This is a genomic window from Paenibacillus sp. B-A-8, from assembly GCF_048572915.1.
GTDB lineage: Bacteria > Bacillota > Bacilli > Paenibacillales > Paenibacillaceae > Paenibacillus_AQ.
The window spans coordinates 1,402,767-1,421,903 of sequence record NZ_CP183882.1 but is presented as its reverse complement, the minus strand read 5'-3'; the positions used below and the strand labels follow the sequence as shown (position 1 = coordinate 1,421,903).

Here is a 19,137-nt window from a genome sequence, read left to right as displayed (position 1 = left end):
GAGAGACAAATGTACAAATTGATCGCGATTGATATTGATGACACTCTAATTAACGATGACAAGGAAGTAACTCCCGCTACACAGACTGCGCTTGAAGAGGCTGTAGCCGCTGGCGTTGTTGTAACCCTAGCTACTGGCCGAGCTTATGCTTCTGCACAAGCCATTGCCCGTCAAACTGGACTTAACGTGCCAATCATCACTTACCAAGGCGCACTCGTTAAGAACTTGCTCGATGAAAAGGTACTATATGAGCGTTACGTGCCACAAGATGCGGTACACAAGCTGTTCACTTACTGCGTCGAGCATAATCTGCATTTGCAAACTTACATTGACGACAAGCTGTATGCCCGTGAAGACAACCAGAAGATTAAAGATTATACAGACCTGAACAAAACACCATATTATATTGAACCAGATTGGGAGAAGCTTGTCCCGCAAAAAACACCAAAAATGCTCATTATCGATGATCCTGCATTCTTGGATGAGCTTGCTCCAATTCTACGTGAATTGCTCGGCGATTCCGTGCATATTACCAAATCCAAACCACAATTCCTAGAAATCATGCATCATGAAGGAACCAAGGGAATTGCGCTTGAATTCCTAGCCAATCATTTTGGTTGTGATCTCTCCGAGACTATGGCTATGGGTGACTCTTGGAACGATCATGAAATGCTGGAGGCTGCAGGGCTTGGTGTTGCTATGGCTAACGCTATTCCTGCGCTGAAGGAAATTGCTGATTTCGTGACCCTAAGCAACAATGAAGATGGCGTAAAATACGCGATTGATAAATTCATTCTCAATAAAGTGAACTAAATCGGCTGAACTTAATAGTTTTATATACGTTAAACTTAAGATTTTTCTATTAAGGTAAGTGCGTGACTGCGGGGAATTTTTGGACTTCCGGCCGCTGTTGTCACCAGATTTCTTTGATTATATACCGTGTTTCACGGTTGAAATCCGGTGACAGCTTATGCTTCCGATGCGAGCTTTCCTTTGGAAAGCTTTCAGGCGGTCGCTATCGCTCCTACAGTTCCAAACTTCCCCTCCGTCGCCTTTCCCTTTTTAGAATGTTTTAAAGTTCAACTTATATAGAGTTAAAGTTCAATCTATATAAATTCACTTCCTTAACAAAAGGGTGCTGTAACGTCATAATATCTGACGTTACAGCACCCTTTTGTTATTTCAGTAAGCTTGGAACTCCTGTTGATGCAAACTCCATTACCTCATGCCCGCTCTCGCCAGCTTCTTCCTCTTCCAGCTGTGAATAGTACAAGCCATGATATCTTCCTTCCGCCGTAAGCAATTCTTCGTGGGTACCGCTCTCTACAATTTCACCATTCTCCATCACTAGAATGATATCGGCATTCTGAATCGTAGATAGACGGTGGGCGATAACAAGTGTGGTTTTGTCTCCCATTAGTTTACGAATCGCCTGCTGCACCAGCTTCTCCGATTCATTATCAAGCGCTGCAGTAGCTTCATCTAGTAGCAAAATTGGAGAGTTCCTAAGAATCGCTCTTGCAATCGATAGCCGCTGACGTTGTCCACCGGACAAGCGTGAACCTTCCTCACCGATATCTGTATCAAGGCCCTCCGGCAACTCCATCACAAAATCATAAGCGTTTGCTTGTCGCAAAGCCTCCAGAATTTCTTGCTCACCTGCATCCGGATTTCCATTCCGAATATTATCACGGATACTTCCCGTATACAGCCCGGACTCTTGCGGCACATAAGCAAAGTGACTCCTAAGCTTAGCAAGACTCATTTCACTTATCTTCTCATTATTTATAAGAACTTCACCCTCATCAGGTTCATACAACCCAAGCAATACTTTAAAAAGTGTAGATTTCCCTCCACCACTCGGTCCCACAATCGCCATTTGAGCCCCTTTGTGAAGCTCTAAGCTGATCTTGTTCAAGCTGTGTTTCTCTGCTCCCGGATAAGAGAAGGATACCGAGGACATGACCATACGCTCAAATTCAGGCTGCTTCGTCACTGCTTCGGGTAGAGCCTTCACTTCTACAGGGCTATCCAACACTTCAAAGATTCGTCCCGCCGCCCCAAGTGATTGCTGCATCGAATTGATCAGTCCTGGTAATGCCGAGAACGGCATGACTAGATAATTCATGAGCTGTATGAAGGCAATCATCGCACCGACCTCAAGGGATCCTTTGGCCACAAAATAACCAGCCACGACCAGCGCAAGAAGAAACGTGAAGTTTCCTAAAAACGACGAGAATGAGCCGGTAGCTCCCTCAATTCTTCCCCGCTTCAATTCTTCGGAAGTAATATTTTCACTATGCTCCTGATACTGCTTCATTAGTCTGCGTTCGATGGAAAAAGATTTAAACACCATACTACTACCTAGAATGTCATGCAAAAAGGAAGTAATCTTGCTCATATGATTCTGAATCCTCACACTGTTCTCACGCATCGCTGAACCGAAGATTTTTCCCGTTAGGAACATCAAGGGTCCCATTGCAAAACAGATCAGTGCCAGTAGCCAGTTAATATAGAGCAAATAACCAAAAGCCGCGAGAGCAAGCAAAGGGTTACGGATCAGATCAATCATTACCTCGCCGGTAGCATTACCCACAGATTGATTATCATTAGTAAAGCGGGACAATAAATCCCCGGAATGATTACGGTCAAAATAAGACTGAGGAAGTGCTAAGGTATGCCGCATCATATCCAGCCGCAGCTCATTTCTGATCTTGGCAGAGATTTTATTTTTGAGATACCGATCGATGAAACCGTTAATTGCACTCACTAATAAGTAAATTAAACCGAATATAACCAGCCCTTTAAAAGCTTTCACATCGAGTCTAACCGCAGCATCTGTAATCACTGAGAGCAGCCAAGCAATCGTTAGATCCAGAACAATCCCAAATAAAGTCGTAAATAATAAAACCGTATATAAGAGCTTATGCCTTAACATGTATGTACTTAATCTTGAAAAAACACCCTTTTGCTTCAAAAAATCAGCCCTCTCCCCCTAAAATTCCACACCTCTAACCTTCGCAAATAGCTTGCTGTCATGTATTTCCCCATCTAGCCCAAGGCGCTCTCTCCGTAAAATACCCTCCAGTGTATACCCTGCACGCTCAGCAACTGCAGCACTTTTGATATTTCGTGCACTACACCGAATCTCGATGCGATTAGCTTCTAATTCCCTGATAGCAAAATCGGTGATTCCATTCACCGCTTCGGTCATATAACCTTTACCCGCGCAGGAGCTTCGAATCCAATAACCAATTTCAAAATTTCGCAGTTCCCAGTTTATACGATGCAGGCCACTGCAACCGATAAAACTACCCGTAGTCTTATTGAAAATGCGCATATGCAGCTGATTACGTTTTAAAAAATCCAGCCTAGCCTCACGTGTGAATCTCTCCGATTCATCCAAAGTCGGACTCGTTTGAGCAAAAGGCATCCAAGGTTTCAATTCCTCTAAACTTTCACCTATAGCCACATTCATACTAACGCCATCCCCCCACAAAGGGGCACGAATGAGCAGACGCTCGGTCTCAAAGCTCTCAGGAAATTCAATCAGGATCGGATCCATAGGATTAGCCACTTGGTACTCCCCTTTCCATTATTGATAATTATTCTATATCTGTAAATATAAGACGGTAATACTTTCTGATTATAAAGTATAAACATGCTTCTGAATACTGAATGCAATAGATATCACAAAAGGGACAGCAAACGGCTGAATTTGCCCGAATGATATCCCCCTTGTATCATAGAAAAGTCACAGCTTAAACCAAATCATTGAGGTTTCTAGTTAAATCGCATATATATTGTTGTTGTCTTTTTCATGTATACTATAACCAGTTTGACTATCTTAACAAAAATAGAGGAGTAACTTCACAACATGATCAAAAGACTTACTGCACTATTTTCTATTCCCTCTTATGCCTTACTCTTTTTGTGTATGCTACTGCAGGGAATGGGGATTTCACTCAGCACACCCTTCTTATCCATTTATTTCACGGAACAGCTTGGCGTATCTGTCGGGATGTTTGGTATTTTTCTAGCTACCACATTAGTTGCCGGCATATGGATCAGTACGCTTATCGGGAGACGCTCTGATCTCGGCTTGAATCGAAAACATATTTATCTTGTTGCCACGCTCTGTAATGCACTGGCTTTTGGCGGGTACTTGCTCATTCAGGATTTTACGATCTTGTTCATCTACATGATTGTGTTCACCGCTCTCGGTGCACCAGGGATGCCTCAACTGTTCGCCATTGCTAGAGAAGCAGTGAATAAGAGTGATTTTACGGATACAGCGTTTGCGAATTCTACCTTGCGATCTGCTTTCTCTCTCGGCTTTATTACAGGCCCTTTAATCGGCACCCTGCTAATCGCTGCTGTTGGGTTTAAGGGGATTTTCTCGGGTACAATCGGAGTTTTCCTGCTTGTTGCCTTACTCGTTTTCTTATTTCTCAAATCAAATACAGAGCTGAGCAGCAACAAGGCTGAAGTAAAAGTAAAAAGCTTCCGACTCGTTCAGAACCGTAATATTCTGCTGCCTTTTCTGATTCTGATACTCATGTATGTAGCGCACTGGACGAGTAGCATTAATACAGCCCTCTTTATTACAAACAATCTAGGAGGAACGACAAGCGATGTCGGTCTAGTCAGCAGTATATGTGCTGCGCTGGAAATTCCATTTATGATTATGCTAGGTCTACTCAGTGCAAAGTACAGTAATCGATCCTTGATGATGTGTGGGGCGATTCTAGGCGGCGCTTATTATCTCGTTGTCATTCTCTCTGGCGCGATGTGGCAGATGCTTGCAGCCCAAGTTCTACTCGCCGTTTTCGTTGCTGTTATTTCAGCGATTGGCATTAGCTACATCCAGGATCTGCTTCCAAGCATGCCTGGGTATGCATCTACACTGTACTCTAATTCATCCACGATCGGCAGATTGATTGGCAGTCTTGTTGGCGGGGGATTAGCCACTCTTGTAGGTTACCGGTATTCATTCGTACTCTGTTTTGTACTCATCACTATTGCCTTAATCATGCTTGCGGTAAGCGGACGTCAACCAGTACATGAATCAGATAAATTAACCGTTTAACCTGTTTATTGGCTCTATCTTTGTCCTGTAAGCCCTTCTCTTCTAATGTGAAGAGAAGGGCTTTTTGTGTAGTGGAATTCTCGTACCTGTCTGTGCCAGTATAACATTCTCCGGCAAAATATATGACTGTCTCATATCCACATCATGCGACATATGAGTATATACTGCCTTTGTAGGCTTAACGATTTGCAGCAGCTCCGCCGCCTCCGTCATATCGTACACAGAACGAGTGGATAGCTCTGCCGCTTCGTAATAGAAGCTTGTACCAAGGACCAGCAGGTCGGCTCCATGCATCAGACGTGTCTCCTCAGCCCCAAGAGATATGGAATCAGGACAATACACCCATGTGTAGTCCTCCTTCTCTAGCCGAAAAGCGTACGAGTATCCATTCTTCCCATGGTTCACTTTCCAGGTATCTATCTCCCAACCGTCCAGCTCTATACCTTCATCACAGGGAATCATCTCGATGTGATTTCGCAGCCAAGGATATTGCCGCTCGATAATGGGAATGACTTCTGCCGGAGTATAAAGTTCACCCTTAATGCCCGTCCATCGACAAGCATCGGCCCATTCCGGCAGTCCGCCAATATGATCAAAATGAGCGTGAGTCACCAGCAGTCTTCGCATATTCCGTACTCCCTGCGCCTCCATCTGACGTCGCCAGTCTGGCCCGCAATCAATCACTAGAAAGTCACTGCCATTATCTATAAGTACAGAGGAACGCAGCCTTATATTGCTTCCCTGTTCCCTTGCTTCTGTGCAGGTCTCGCAGCTGCAATATACCCGAGGAACACCCATGGCATCCCCAGTACCCAAAAACACCAACGTATCCATAGCCCATCTCTCCTTCAGTTCCCATCAAGGTAGTCTTAAATTATTATATGTCTATCTTAAAGATGCTCACCAAAATATCCCCACAAAGTGAAGCTTTGCTTCGATGCGTACCCAGGTACTTTGCGGGGGCCCAAAATATATACTTTCGTCAAAAAAGTCATCCCTTAAGCAGTAGCCCTGCTAGGATGACTCTATTTTTACACCTCTACCTATATTCCTGCAAGTACCTGATACCAAATTCCCCGCTTGGAATAAAGCGTGCTTCGCACCTCATCCCAGCCGCCTAAATAATTAATATCGAAGAGGCCCGCTGGATCGGGGTAACGGCTTTTGTTCTCTGCATAGACCTGTTTATCTACGGGGCGAAAACCATACTTTGCGAAGATTTCTTGTGCCTGTGGGGTTATCAAGAAATCAACTAATGCTTCTGCCGCCGCGCGAGTCCCATGCTCATCCGCATACTTCTCTACGACAGCTGCCGGGTTCTCAATCAGAATTGTATTTTTAGGAATAATGACTTCATATTTAACTCCCTGAGCAATCCGGGCCAGCAGTTCATTCTCATAGGTGACAATGACATCACCCACTCCATACTCGAAGGCAGCCATTGACGCACGTCCGCTCTTATCCAGAGATTCCACATTGGCATGTACACTTTCCAAAAAAGCTTTGGCTGCTGCCGGATCCTTAACCCCCTCTTGCTCCTCTGACAGCTTCAGACCAGCCCCATAGATCGCGTTGATATCCCACTGCGCACCACCGGATGTTTTGGGATTTGGGTATAACACTTTAACCCCTGGCTTGGCTAAGTCCGCAAAATCATAAATTCCTTTGGGGTTTCCCTCACGGGTACCAAGTGCGACTACCGAACGTGTCACCATGCCTTGTTCACCCTGCTCTTTCCACGTTGGCGCTACGAGTCCAGCCTTAACCAGCTTCTCGACATCACCTTCCATGGCTAGCAGTGTAACATCCGCTTCGAATCCACCCACAATTGCACGTGCCTGTGTTCCGGAAGCTTCATAAGACTGCTGAAAACTAATCTCCTGACCAGTATCCGCTTTCCACTGTGCTGCAAATAACGGTAAAATATCTTTCATCGCATCCTTAGCCACACTGTATGCGCCAACGACCAACGTGACATCCCCTGGCTTAGAGGGATCTGCCATCGTCGTAACCGCCTTCTCATTCCCGCAACCGACTGCCGCCAGCGTGAGTATGGCCAGCATTAGGGCAGCAAAACATCCGTGCAGTTGTCTGCTCCTTTTGAAATTCATTGCGGCCCACATCCTTTGAGATAATGATTTTAATATTTCCTTGAAAGTAGCTCTTTAGCTGAACTTAAAATTCAAGTAACCAACGTTCGGTATTTACCGTAATTACGCGGAATGTTTGGACTTCCACTCCATTACTCTATACCAATACTTCAGTTACTCTAAACCTAGCTCATCACATTCGCTACTTTCAAAAAAATTGAAAATCATTTTATTTATTTTTAAATAAAAATAGGCATCGGATCTTCTTTCAGGTTGTTCTCCTGGATCCAGCTTCGCTCATCATTAAACAGGTAAGCCCGGTGCACTAGGACTGAGATGTCCTGCCCCGGCTGTAATGTTTCTTTCTCCAAGGAACGGTAAGTGACCAGCTTATGACCATTAACTTCAACCTCAACAAGCCATTCACTTCCACGGAAATGCAAATGCTTTACGACCCCTTTTTCCGTAGCTGAAGCCATCTTGAACTCATGCAGGTTACCCACTTCAATATACTCAGGACGAATAAGTGCCTTGGTAGGTTTACCGTCTCCAGCGCCTTTAAAGCCCTTCACCTCAGAAGCATCTTCAATCAGTGTCGACTCCCCGATAAAAGTTGCCACAAATGGTGTTTTAGGCTCCTTATAAATATCCCAAGGCGTACCCTTTTGTTCCAACTGCCCTTGGTTGATGATCATAATCTCGTCCGCGACTTCAATCGCTTCGTCTTGGTCATGCGTTACGAAGATGGAAGTGATGCCAACACGCTCAATCAGCTCACGTAGCCAAGCACGCAGCTCCTGACGGATCTTCGCATCGATAGCTGCGAACGGCTCATCTAAGAGCAGTAGCTGTGGCTCAGGTGCGAGTGCACGAGCAAAAGCCACACGCTGACGTTGTCCACCAGATAGCTGATGCGGATAACGCTTCTCGAAGCCTTTTAACCCCGTAAGCTCCACCAGTTCCATAACACGGTCACGAATCGCAGTTTTGCTGGCCTTTTTAACTTTTAATCCAAACGCAATATTATCAAAAACAGTCATGTGCTTAAATAATGCATAGTTCTGAAAGACGAAGCCGATCCCGCGCTCCTGAGGAGGAAGATTGTTAACTGTCTGACCATGAAAAATAATCTCGCCATTATCCGGTGTTTCCAGCCCGGCAAGCATACGCAGAATTGAGGTTTTACCGCCACCACTCGGGCCAAGCAGTCCGATCAGATGACCTTTTGTAATGGTGAAATTGACGTCCTTGACCGCATGAAAATCTCCAAAATGCTTATTTAATCCCCGCACTTCAACATGCATATTACTGCACTTCCTTTCTTCTCTTGGTCCATTCCATCAACAACAGTAGACCTGCGGAAAATGCAGCCAGAACTAGCGCTATTCCTCCAGCAGCCGTTACATTAAAATTCTCAACATCCTGATAGACTAGCGTCGTTGCCGTCTGGGTTTTGTTCATAATGTTACCCGAGACCACGAGCACCGCGCCGAACTCTCCTAGTGAACGCGCCACCGTAAGGATGACCCCATACACAACCGCCCAACGAATCGAAGGCCAAGTCACCTTCCAGAAAATAGTCCAGCCACGAGCGCCCAATGTAGAAGCAGCTTCCTCCTGCTGTGATCCAATCTCCTGTAGCACCGGCATCACCTCACGCACCATTAAAGGAAAGGTTACGAACAAGGTGGCAATGATCATTCCGGGAATCGCATAGACGATCTTCAGCCCAATCCCTTCAAAAATCGCACCAAATGCACTATCTGGACCCAACAACAGGACAATCATCAGCCCGCCAATAACTGGGGACACAGCATAAGGTAAATCAACAATACTGTTAAGCAAGCCCTTTAGACGTCTATTTATCCAGTTCGCCCGAACAAGATACAGAGCCATCATAATTCCGAACAAAGTATTTAATAACGTTACTACTATCACAACAAGCCCAGTCATCATAAGCGCATGCAGCGCTTCAGGCCTAGTCAGAGCATTCCAGAAACCACCGAATCCTTCACTAAAAGCACCTATAGCCATTTTTCCTAGGGGTGCAGCTATTAGCAAGAAAAACACCAAGTAAGTGAGTCCGATCCACAATTTTCTCATGAGCGTCTCCCCCTCATCTGCAGCATATTAATGAGCCAAAGAATGAGAAAAGATAAGGTCAAGAGAATGACAGAAACCGCTGCTGCGGACACCGGATTATCACTTTCAACTTCACCAAAAATAAAAACAGAAGATACGAGAGTACGACCTGGAATATTGCCTGCTACGAGGACTACAGCACCGAATTCAGCAAGTGCCCGCGAGAAGGCAAGCATTCCACCGCTGATCATCCCAGGAGCCATAGAGGGGAGAATAACATGCCAGAAGACTCTAGTTCCCTTGGCACCCATTGTATAAGCCGCTTCCTCCTCGGAAGGATCAAGTTCCTCCAGTAAGGGCTGAACCGCTCGAATCACGAAAGGAAAGGTTACGAAGACCATAGCAATTACAATTGCCGGCTGATGAAAAACAATTTCAAAACCAAGCGCTTCTGCAGCCTTGCCGATAAGACTACCAGGCCCGAGCAAGAGCAAAATCATCAAACCACCAACTGCTGTCGGCAGCGCAAATGGCAAATCCACAAGACTGTTAAGCAATGCTTTACCCATGAAATGATAACGAATAAGAACCCAAGCAATCATTGTTCCTAAAAAGACATTAATTAAAGTAGCGATGATCGCCAGCTTTAAGGTTAACAGCACCGACTTCCAGGCAATCGGGTCGCTTATGCTTTCCACAAAATTACCGAAACCCAGTGAAAAAGAGTTGTAATAGACCCCAAGTATAGGCAGCACGATCAATACTACAAAATAGAGCAAAATTGTCGTTCGGAAACCCCAAGTCCAACCTTTGTGTCTAAGCAGCGAATTCAATGATTTTGCCCTCCCACCTCCGGCTAACCGGTCGGTATACTAACCAACAACTTCATTAATTATTCCTATTTATATACTTGGTTTTATAATATTACTACTTTACCAAATCCTTCTCGCTGCCGTCAATTACTTTCAAGTGAATTTGGGGTAAAATATATATAATAAAGTATAGGAAAAAGTGGCACATCACAGGAAGGGGAATGATTATGCTGCATACACTGGAGATTACTACAACGAAACGGGATGAATTACGGGATATTACTCGTGAAGTCATTTCTTTTGTGAAAAAAAGCGGAGTGCAAAGCGGTGTGATCGTAGTTTATTGTCCACATACCACCGCAGGAATTGCAATCAATGAGAATGCAGATCCTGACGTGAGGCATGATGTTCTGATGCGTTTGGATGAAGTCTACCCTTGGGAGCATCCGAAGTATCGGCATGCTGAAGGCAATACTGCCTCACACCTTAAATCTATTACCACAGGACCTTCCCAAAGTATAATTATCCATGATGGTGAAGTATTACTCGGACGTTGGCAGGGTATTTATTTTTGTGAGTTCGATGGACCAAGACGAAGACAATGTTTCTTAAAAATTATTGAGGGATAAACAATATACAAATGGCCGCTCCGTTATGCCCCGGAGCGGCCATTAAAATATAACTAGAATTAAATATTACTTTGACCAAGCAGAGAAGCAGTGTTATACCAATGCACAGCTTTAAAGTATAAACTTATAAAAAAAACAGCATGTTAAAGGCTGCGACATAAAACCTTGATATGAGCTGATGCTGCCTCTTTTACATCCTCAAATGATACTTTATCTTGGATATAATAAGAAATAAATCCGTGAGCGGATAAGAACAAGGTTAGCGGCACGTTCTGCCAATCCTCGGACACATATCCCTCTTCCTTCATATGACGGCGTACAATACTTGAGAATAAATCAAAACATCGTCCCTGCTCTGCCCTACAATAAGCCAGTAGCTCTTCATCACGAATCATGAACATAATCTCATATTGATAAGGATGATCTATTCCAAACCGTATAAACTCCATAATCAGCTGCTCTACTCGAGTCATGCCTTCTTCAGGTGGCTTATTCATTACTTGGCTCAGTAAAGCAGCCACATGATTAAAATCTTCGACAACAATGGCGTAGAACAACTCCGCCTTCTCTTTGAAATGATAATAGAGAGAGCCGTGGCTGTACCCCAAATGCTGACCGATGCTTCGCATTGAAATCGCTCGATACCCTTTGGTAATAAACAGATGCCTAGCGGCCTCTAATATTCTTTCCCTCGACAACTCCTGCTCCACTGCTCTCCTTGCCATATACCTAATCCCCTTCGCTGTAGTAAATCCGCCGCCCTTCCGTTACCAAGGCTTGCCCTTGGGTTAGATCTGTTATCCATGCCATAAATGCGTCTCCCTCATCATTTCGCGGTAAACATAACAACGTTACTTTATCGGTGAACAAAGTCTCGCCGGTTTGAATACCTCTTCCCCGAAGTTCGTTCTCAACCTTGCCTAGCCAAGTGTACTCAATTTCTACGAATACCTCTCGTCTTAGCACACGGGTGATCACTTCTCCTGCTTCTAGCGCAAGCACTGCTCCATCCGTATAAGCTCTAATCAGCCCTCCGGCACCCAGCATAATGCCTCCGAAATAACGGGTAACAACAATTGCGACATTTTTAACTCCCTGGTTGCGAATTACTTCCAAAATCGGTTTGCCGGCTGTTCCACTCGGCTCCCCGTCGTCCGATTGCCTCTGGATTTCGTCTCTCTCCCCAATCACATAAGCAGAACAGTTATGCGTTGCGTCCCGATGTTTCTTCTTAATGTCTTCGATAAACAACATTGCTTCTTCTTCATTCTCAACCGGCATAACATGACCAATGAAGCGAGATTTGCGGATTACGACTTCCTTGGAGCCGGAAGAGCGCACCGTCCGATATTGTTCTAACATAATTATTCCAGTCCTTATATACATATGATGTCTTCATATAATGTCAGGAGCAGTCCCCGGTATTGGATTACCTATGGACTGCTCCTGGTGACTTACACTAGTATGAATGGTCTCTAAAATACTGCTGCAATACTATTCTGTAAGTCTTGCTTCCAGCTCTGCCTTTTCTTTTTCGTAACCCGGTTTGCCAAGCAGCGCGAACATATTCTTCTTATATGCTTCCACGCCTGGTTGGTCGAATGGATTAACACCGAGCAGGTAACCGCTGATGCCGCAAGCTTTTTCAAAGAAGTAAACCAAATAACCAAATGTGTATGGTGTTTGATCAGGAATAGTAACGATAAGGTTAGGTACTTGACCATCTGTATGCGCAAGCATTGTACCTTGGAAAGCCTTCTTATTTACGAAATCCATAGTCTTTCCTGTTAAGAAGTTCAAGCCATCCAGATCATCTGGATCGTTCTCAATGGTCACATGATGAGCCACTTGATCTACTTGGATTACCGTTTCAAAGATATTACGGTTACCTTCTTGGATAAATTGACCCATGGAGTGTAGATCCGTAGAGAAATCAACGGAAGAAGGATAAATACCTTTGAAATCCTTACCTTCGCTCTCGCCAAACAATTGTTTCCACCACTCGGATACAAAGTGTAGGGAAGGCTCATAGTTAACGAGGATTTCAGTTGTCTTACCTTTACGATACAGAGCATTACGAACTGCAGCATATTGATAAGCTTGGTTAGTAGCTACATCCGGATTATTGAACTCATCCGCAGCGGCAGCAGCACCTTGCATCATCTCTTCAATGTTAATACCTGCTACAGCGATTGGAAGCAAGCCTACAGGTGTCAATACGGAGTAACGTCCGCCTACATCGTCTGGAATGATGAAGGATTCATAACCTTCTTCAGTAGCCAATTTCTTAAGGGCACCTTTTTCCTTGTCTGTAGTAGCGTAAATACGTTTGCGAGCTTCTTCCTTGCCATATTTCTTCTCCAGAGCTGCGCGGAAAATGCGGAAAGCAATAGCTGGCTCAGTTGTAGTTCCGGATTTGGAGATTACGTTCACGGAGAAGTCTTTGCCTTCTACTAGATCAAGCAAATGCGTGATGTATGTAGAACTGATGTTGTTACCCGCGAAATAAACTTCTGGAGTTTTGCGCTTATCTTTAGAAAGGTTATTGTAAAAAGAATGCGAGAGCGCTTCAATCGCTGCGCGTGCTCCCAGATAAGAACCACCAATACCAATTACAATCAGTACTTCGGAATCGCTCTGGATCTTCTTGGCAGCTTGCTGAATGCGTGCGAATTCTTCCTTATCATAAGCTGATGGAAGATCAATCCATCCAAGATAGTCGGAACCTACACCAGTCTTATTATGCAACTGTTCGTGTGCTAACTTAACTGGGGCGGCAAGGTTGTCAATTTCTTGTTGGTTGAAGAAAGAAAGGGCTTTGGTGTAGTCAAAATTAATCTTCTTAGACATCGGTAATGGAAACCTCCTGTTTATCTCTTTAAATTTGAAACCGCTTGTTACAACTTTATAATTAGGATACTTTAATTTGCCTTGACTGGCAAGGTCTTAGGGCACATCCCGGGCTTTAGAACCAAGTTTTCGAAAGTTTCATGGAAGCGTTTCCCGCGTCAATAGGCATGGCCGAGCTGTGGTGCTAGCCTAAGTGCCGTGATAGAATGAAGAAAACGGAAGGTGGCTATACAAATGAAACAAATCGGTTTTATCGGACTTGGAACAATGGGAGCGCCAATGGCTTCCAACTTGCTTCGCGGCGGCTTTCAGGTGACGGTGTACAACCGTACGGCAGCTAAATGTAAACCTCTTGAAGCAGAAGGTGCTCAGACTGCTCTTACACCACGTGCTGCCGCTGAAGGTAAGGATGTTATTATTACCATGATCAGTAATGATGATTCGGTTCGTGAAGTGTTTTATGGTCAGAATGGGATTCTCGATGCGCTTAAGCCAGGCGGCTTGATTATTGATTCCAGTACCATTTCTCCAGGACTAGTTCACGAAATCGCCACTGCTGTAGAAGCTCGCGGCGGACATTTCCTAGACGCACCAGTAACTGGTAGCAAACCGGCAGCTATTGACGGAACCTTGGTGTTCATGGTTGGAGGCAGTGCTGAAGTTATAGAACAGCATCGCGATATCTTCGATACTACGGGCCGGCTACTCCTGCATATGGGCGACAACGGTAGCGGTGCTGCAGCGAAGCTGGCACATAATGCAATGGTTGGCATTCACAATGTCGCTCTAGCTGAAGGCTTCTCCATCGCTGTCAAATCCGGTGTGCCTGCCGATAAATTCCTGGAGCTTGTTAAGAATGGCTCTGCGGGCAGCAAGCAGGCCGAGCTGAAGGGTCAGAAAATTATCGATAATGATTTCAGCAATCAGTTCTCTCTTGGTCTTATGCTGAAAGATCTTAAGCTGGCTTCCTCGCTAAGCGACTCCACTGGCGTGCCTACGCCTATGCTCGGTGTAGCTAAGAGCATGTTTCAGGCAGGATTCAACCACGGCTTCGCTGATGAGGATCTGTCCGCAGTGGTCAAATCCTATGAAGAATGGATCGGGCAGAAAATCGGCAGTAAAGCAGACCAGTAATAAATACAAGATTCATATCGAAAAAAAGGATTATCAAGCAAGAGCGGCTTCGGCGTCCTTATCAGGACGATAAGCGTTTATGCGAGAAATATAAGGATAAAGTATAGTGTGAAACTTATATTTTATCCTTATATTTCTAGAAGGGGTCTCAAGCCAAGAATGAACTTGGCTTGAGACCCCTTTACTGTTACTGCAAATATGTATGTACTACTATGGAGTAGTTATAAAATCAGGTTGTTCTTCGCCGGTTATTCCGGCGTCACTTGCCGGTTCCTGTACTGTCTCTTCTATCGGCCAAACGAGCTTTGCCTTACGTCCATCAATCCACCAGCTCCCGCTCGGGGTAGTGGCTAATAACCAGGTGCCCCATCTTCCCTTGACCTGGACAGACTGCGGATTGAGAGAGACCACTTTAGGAGCGTATGTATCTGGGTACTTATAAGCAGGTATACTTTGCTGGAATTCAGCATTCGCAAATATTTCCTCGACGATAACAAGCTTTCCCGGAGAAGGATGAATCCATCCCAGTCCTTCCGCTGCTTGAACCTGATACCAATCGCCCTTCTTCGCAATCACTTGAAGCATTTGCGGCTGCAGATTGATACCTCCTGTTGAAGCTCCAATTTTAGTATAAAGTTCCGTTCCCGACAGCAAACTCATGGATCGCTGAGGATATTGAGGCTTCTGCTTATTCAGCCATAAGGAATAGGATTGTAGCGCAGAGTAAAGCCCAACCTCTTTATTCTCTGACCAGATCTTATCAAACTGTTTTAAGGGAACATTGGTCTCCCCCACATAACTTGCAATTTCAATTGTGAACCCGGGACGGCCATACTTCTGAATGAACCAATCTTTATAACCACCCCCGGAAGGATTCTTCTCCGGAGCTACCAGAGAATAGCCTGTCAGATTACCAAGCGTCCGAGCTATTGTTTTGTCGCGGTTAAGATTGCTGCTGAGAGAATTAAAATTCCAAAATATGATTTCACCAGAGCTGTGATATGAAATTGTTACTTCCGGATCAATTCTTTCCGTCAATTCCATCATCATCTGCACTTCAGAGGTTTCAGCTGGCTTCTTCCCTTTATAATTCTGATACCAAGGAGTTGAAGCCGTATTCTTTATGGTGTTCCAGTTAGCCGGATATTGACGGTTAAGGTCAATTCCCTGCATATTTGCTTTCCAGCGAGTAAAGTTTGTGCTGTTCCCATTATATTTTAACAGCGTTTTGGCCACATTGGCTGGAAGCCCTTCAGTGCCCTGTTGGGATAAAGTAACGCCATCCGGATTAACCATCGGAACGATCCAAATGCTGACTTGATCAAGCAAACTGCGTACGTTATAGCCCCCTATTTTCCCATTAGTTTTATAAGCCTGGGCATACGTATCGAGCATTTTCATCAATAAACTAGTTGTCATCCACTCTCTAGCATGATGCGAACCGTTAAGAAATAGCACTGATTCTCCTCTGCCTAACTTCACCGCCCACAAATCCCGTCCATAAGGAGACTGCCCTAAAGATTCGGACATTACCAGATCAGGGTATTCCTGCACTAACCTCTCAATATCCCTTTTCATTAAGTTATAAGAATAGACTTGATTGGGATTCACTATATTCGTTGCTGCCTGAACCGGCGCTGCTGTTACGAATACAGTTACCAGCAGCACACAACTGAGCAACAATAGTGTAATCTTATGTATTCCCTTGCGAAAATCTGTCTTTCTCATGTTGTCATCTCCTATATCTGTCTACTGATAAAAATATCAGTCTACTAAATTGATATTGGAAGTATATGAGAATGTCATATTTTAGTCAATAAATTAATTATATTAATCTTTTTTAAATAATTGCATATTTTCTTTTGATTTTTTGCTCTATCCTGGGTACACAAAAAGAAGTATCCCGGCTGCCGAGGCAACCGGGATACTTCTTCATTTCTATACTTTGAATTACAATACTGGGTAAGAACAGCAATAATCAGTTACACCGAATACTTCCAACGCAAATTTTGAGTTTCCAGGAACATTGAACGTCTCCGCTCCCTTAATCTCCTGCCATACTTCGCTGCCGGGTAGCAGCACTTTAAGATCACCGGACAGAATCTCCATAATTTCAGGACCATCCGTACCAAATTCATATACACCAGGCAACATGATGCCAAGTGTCACCTTAGTTCCATCCTGTAAAATTACCGTACGGCTGGTTACTTGTCCGCCATAATATACATTGGCTGCTTTTTCAATCGTTGCGTTGTTAAACTGACTCATTACTTGTTCTCCCCCTAATGATTATTCAGTTAATTACAGAAGTGCTTTCACACGGCTAACTACATTCTCAACAGTAAAGCCGTATTCTTTCATTACTCTGTCGCCAGGTGCGGAAGCTCCGAAAGTAGTGATGCCGAGGATATCGCCTTGGTCACCAGTGTAACGTTCCCAGCCGAAGGTTTGTGCCATTTCGATAGCAAGACGAGCCTTAACTCCTGGAAGAATTACGGAATCACGGTATTCCTTATCTTGTTTTTCGAACAGATCCCAGCTTGGCAAGCTGATTACACGAACATCAATACCTTCTTCAGCCAAAGCAGCTTGTGCTTTAACAGCCAGTTGTACTTCAGAACCAGTTGCGATCAGTTGTGCTTGTGGAGTGCCATTCTTGGAATCAGAGACAACATAACCACCACGTTTGATGTTTTCACGAACGCCATCAACGGTTCCTGCAAGAATCGGCAAGTTTTGACGAGTCAGAACCAAAGCAACCGGATTCTCTTTGTTTTCCATAGCATAAGCCCATGCTGCAGAAGTTTCGTTAGCATCAGCCGGACGAATAACTGTCAGACCTGGGATGATACGCAGGGAAGCCAATTGTTCGATTGGTTCATGCGTAGGACCATCTTCACCGACTGCAATACTGTCATGTGTCAGTACATAGGTTACTGGCAATTTCATGATCGAAGCCAAGCGAATAGCTGGACGCAGGTAGTCTGTGAATACGAAGAATGTTCCTCCGAATACTTTAAGACCCGTGTGCAGTGCAATACCGTTCATCGCAGCTGCCATACCAAACTCACGTACGCCGAAATAAATATTGCGGCCATCATAAGATTCTGAAGTGAACGATGTTAAACCATTCAAATGCGTCATAGTGGAGCTTTCCAAGTCAGCGGAACCGCCCACAAGCTGAGGAACGCCAGCAGTCAGACCGTTAAGTGCACTACCGGAAGCGACACGAGTCGATACGGCTTTATCTTCAGTAGTGTAAGTTGGAAGGTTAGCATCCCAGCCTTCTGGAAGATCGCCGTTGATTACGGTTTCGAATTGTGCAGCAAGCTCTGGATATGCTTTTTTGTAAGCTGCAAATTTTTCGTCCCATGCTTTGTTAGCTGCGATTCCGTTTTTCTTCACTTCTGCAAAATGAGCACGAACTTCATCAGGTACATAGAAATCTTCTTCGTATACCCACTTGTAGAAATCTTTAGTCAGCTTAGCTTCTTCTGCTCCAAGCGGGGAACCGTGAGTACCGCCATGGCCGCCTTTACCTTGTTTGTTAGGGCTACCATAACCAATTACAGTTTTCACTTCGATCAAAGTCGGTTTGCTAGTCTCAGCTTGTGCTTCAGCAATCGCTTTGGCAATCGCAGGAAGATCATTTCCGTCTTCAACGCGCAGTACTTGCCAACCGTAAGCATCAAAACGTTGAGCTACGTTCTCGGAGAAGGAAAGGTTCAATTTACCATCAAGGGAAATATCATTTGAATCATACAATACAACCAATTTGCCCAGCTTCAAATGACCAGCGAGTGAAGCGGACTCAGAAGAGATCCCTTCCATTAGGTCACCGTCACCACAAATAGCGTAAGTATAGTGGTCAATCACTTTATGTTCATCTTTGTTGTAGGTAGCGCTCAATTGCGCTTCAGCCATAGCCATACCAACAGCCATACCAATACCTTGTCCAAGTGGACCTGTAGTAGCATCAACACCAGCGGTGTGACCTACTTCTGGGTGACCCGGAGTCAAGCTGCCCCATTGACGGAAATTTTTCAATTCTTCCATAGGAAGATCATAACCACTAAGGTGCAACAAGCTGTAAAGAAGCATAGAACCATGTCCTGCGGACAATACAAAACGGTCACGGTTTACCCATGTCGGATGATCAGGGTTGTGTTTCATTGTTTTTGCGAACAATTGGTAACCCATTGGTGCAGAACCCATTGGCATACCTGGGTGACCGGAGTTTGCTTTTTCAATGGCGTCAATCGCCAAAGTACGAATCGTTGTAATGGACAGGTTATCTACAGTTGAGTTTTCTTCCTTTTGAATCGCTTGTTCTTGTTCACTCATTTAATAGTTCCTCCTCTGAAATCTCAAGAATGTCATTTTGACTCTTATTGTATCATTAGTGTGGAAGCAATTCCAATTGTTTTTAAAAACTCTTTATTTCAACAGCT

The 19,137-nt window shown here is 44.5% G+C and carries 17 protein-coding genes; 4 read left to right on the top strand and 13 right to left on the bottom strand.

Going from position 1 to position 19,137, the window contains the following annotated elements:
- The first annotated feature begins 9 nt into the window (after window positions 1–9).
- Window positions 10–813, top strand: coding sequence for a Cof-type HAD-IIB family hydrolase (locus ACN6MV_RS06375; RefSeq protein ID WP_042124947.1), 804 nt, complete (start codon window positions 10–12; stop codon window positions 811–813).
- Window positions 814–1,177: 364 nt separating this feature from the next.
- Here ACN6MV_RS06375 and ACN6MV_RS06370 read toward each other — a convergent pair whose 3' ends face one another.
- Together ACN6MV_RS06370 and ACN6MV_RS06365 are read right to left on the bottom strand one after the other, a co-directional pair.
- Entirely contained in the window at window positions 1,178–2,977 is a 1,800-nt protein-coding gene (locus ACN6MV_RS06370) for an ABC transporter ATP-binding protein (protein WP_419885943.1), read from the bottom strand.
- Window positions 2,978–2,995: 18 nt separating this feature from the next.
- Window positions 2,996–3,565, bottom strand: a complete 570-nt coding sequence (locus ACN6MV_RS06365; RefSeq protein WP_419886718.1) for a GNAT family N-acetyltransferase — start codon at window positions 3,563–3,565, stop codon at window positions 2,996–2,998.
- A 312-nt stretch (window positions 3,566–3,877) separates the two neighbouring features.
- Here ACN6MV_RS06365 and ACN6MV_RS06360 point away from each other — a divergent pair, with 312 nt between their 5' ends.
- Window positions 3,878–5,089: a sugar efflux transporter gene (locus tag ACN6MV_RS06360; protein ID WP_042124945.1), complete on the top strand. Its 1,212-nt coding sequence runs from the start codon at window positions 3,878–3,880 to the stop codon at window positions 5,087–5,089.
- Window positions 5,090–5,131: 42 nt separating this feature from the next.
- Here ACN6MV_RS06360 and ACN6MV_RS06355 read toward each other — a convergent pair whose 3' ends face one another.
- The 5 genes from ACN6MV_RS06355 to cysT form a co-directional block, all read right to left on the bottom strand.
- Window positions 5,132–5,923, bottom strand: a complete 792-nt coding sequence (locus ACN6MV_RS06355) for an MBL fold metallo-hydrolase (RefSeq protein ID WP_419885942.1) — start codon at window positions 5,921–5,923, stop codon at window positions 5,132–5,134.
- Between the two features lie 209 nt (window positions 5,924–6,132).
- Window positions 6,133–7,200: a sulfate ABC transporter substrate-binding protein gene (locus tag ACN6MV_RS06350; protein ID WP_419885941.1), complete on the bottom strand. Its 1,068-nt coding sequence runs from the start codon at window positions 7,198–7,200 to the stop codon at window positions 6,133–6,135.
- A 218-nt stretch (window positions 7,201–7,418) separates the two neighbouring features.
- A complete protein-coding gene (locus ACN6MV_RS06345; RefSeq protein WP_042124940.1) occupies window positions 7,419–8,483 on the bottom strand; it encodes a sulfate/molybdate ABC transporter ATP-binding protein in 1,065 nt (354 codons plus the stop codon).
- A 1-nt stretch (window position 8,484) separates the two neighbouring features.
- Window positions 8,485–9,282: a sulfate ABC transporter permease subunit gene (locus tag ACN6MV_RS06340; protein ID WP_419885940.1), complete on the bottom strand. Its 798-nt coding sequence runs from the start codon at window positions 9,280–9,282 to the stop codon at window positions 8,485–8,487.
- The gene (gene cysT / locus ACN6MV_RS06335; RefSeq protein ID WP_042124936.1) at window positions 9,279–10,094 is read right to left on the bottom strand and encodes a sulfate ABC transporter permease subunit CysT; all 816 of its coding nucleotides are present in this window, start codon (window positions 10,092–10,094) and stop codon (window positions 9,279–9,281) included. Before cysT ends, ACN6MV_RS06340 begins: the two co-directional genes overlap by 4 nt.
- A 206-nt stretch (window positions 10,095–10,300) precedes the next feature.
- On the opposite strand from cysT, the gene ACN6MV_RS06330 reads away from it, so the two are divergent.
- Window positions 10,301–10,702 carry a secondary thiamine-phosphate synthase enzyme YjbQ gene (locus ACN6MV_RS06330; protein WP_076118089.1) on the top strand — a complete coding sequence of 134 codons (402 nt, stop codon included), beginning with the start codon at window positions 10,301–10,303 and terminating at the stop codon, window positions 10,700–10,702.
- 143 nt (window positions 10,703–10,845) lie between these two features.
- On the opposite strand, the gene ACN6MV_RS06325 is transcribed toward ACN6MV_RS06330, so the two are convergent.
- From ACN6MV_RS06325 to ACN6MV_RS06315, 3 genes are all read right to left on the bottom strand, one after another.
- Window positions 10,846–11,427 carry a TetR/AcrR family transcriptional regulator gene (locus ACN6MV_RS06325; RefSeq protein ID WP_042124932.1) on the bottom strand — a complete coding sequence of 194 codons (582 nt, stop codon included), beginning with the start codon at window positions 11,425–11,427 and terminating at the stop codon, window positions 10,846–10,848.
- Window positions 11,428–11,431: 4 nt separating this feature from the next.
- Window positions 11,432–12,064: a YigZ family protein gene (locus ACN6MV_RS06320; RefSeq protein WP_076118091.1), complete on the bottom strand. Its 633-nt coding sequence runs from the start codon at window positions 12,062–12,064 to the stop codon at window positions 11,432–11,434.
- Between the two features lie 132 nt (window positions 12,065–12,196).
- Entirely contained in the window at window positions 12,197–13,552 is a 1,356-nt protein-coding gene (locus ACN6MV_RS06315; protein WP_042124930.1) for a glucose-6-phosphate isomerase, read from the bottom strand.
- Window positions 13,553–13,786: 234 nt separating this feature from the next.
- On the opposite strand from ACN6MV_RS06315, the gene ACN6MV_RS06310 reads away from it, so the two are divergent.
- Complete coding sequence (locus ACN6MV_RS06310; RefSeq protein ID WP_419885939.1) at window positions 13,787–14,686, top strand: NAD(P)-dependent oxidoreductase; 900 nt, start codon at window positions 13,787–13,789, stop codon at window positions 14,684–14,686.
- 210 nt (window positions 14,687–14,896) lie between these two features.
- Here the strand turns inward: ACN6MV_RS06310 and ACN6MV_RS06305 are convergent, their stop codons facing one another.
- The 3 genes from ACN6MV_RS06305 to tkt form a co-directional block, all read right to left on the bottom strand.
- On the bottom strand, window positions 14,897–16,414 hold the full coding sequence (locus tag ACN6MV_RS06305; protein ID WP_375105057.1) for a M14 family zinc carboxypeptidase: 1,518 nt from the start codon (window positions 16,412–16,414) through the stop codon (window positions 14,897–14,899).
- A gap of 222 nt (window positions 16,415–16,636) precedes the next feature.
- Complete coding sequence (locus tag ACN6MV_RS06300; protein ID WP_042124925.1) at window positions 16,637–16,954, bottom strand: pyrimidine/purine nucleoside phosphorylase; 318 nt, start codon at window positions 16,952–16,954, stop codon at window positions 16,637–16,639.
- A gap of 33 nt (window positions 16,955–16,987) precedes the next feature.
- Window positions 16,988–19,030, bottom strand: a complete 2,043-nt coding sequence (gene tkt, locus ACN6MV_RS06295; protein ID WP_042124923.1) for a transketolase — start codon at window positions 19,028–19,030, stop codon at window positions 16,988–16,990.
- Between the last annotated feature and the right edge of the window lie 107 nt (window positions 19,031–19,137).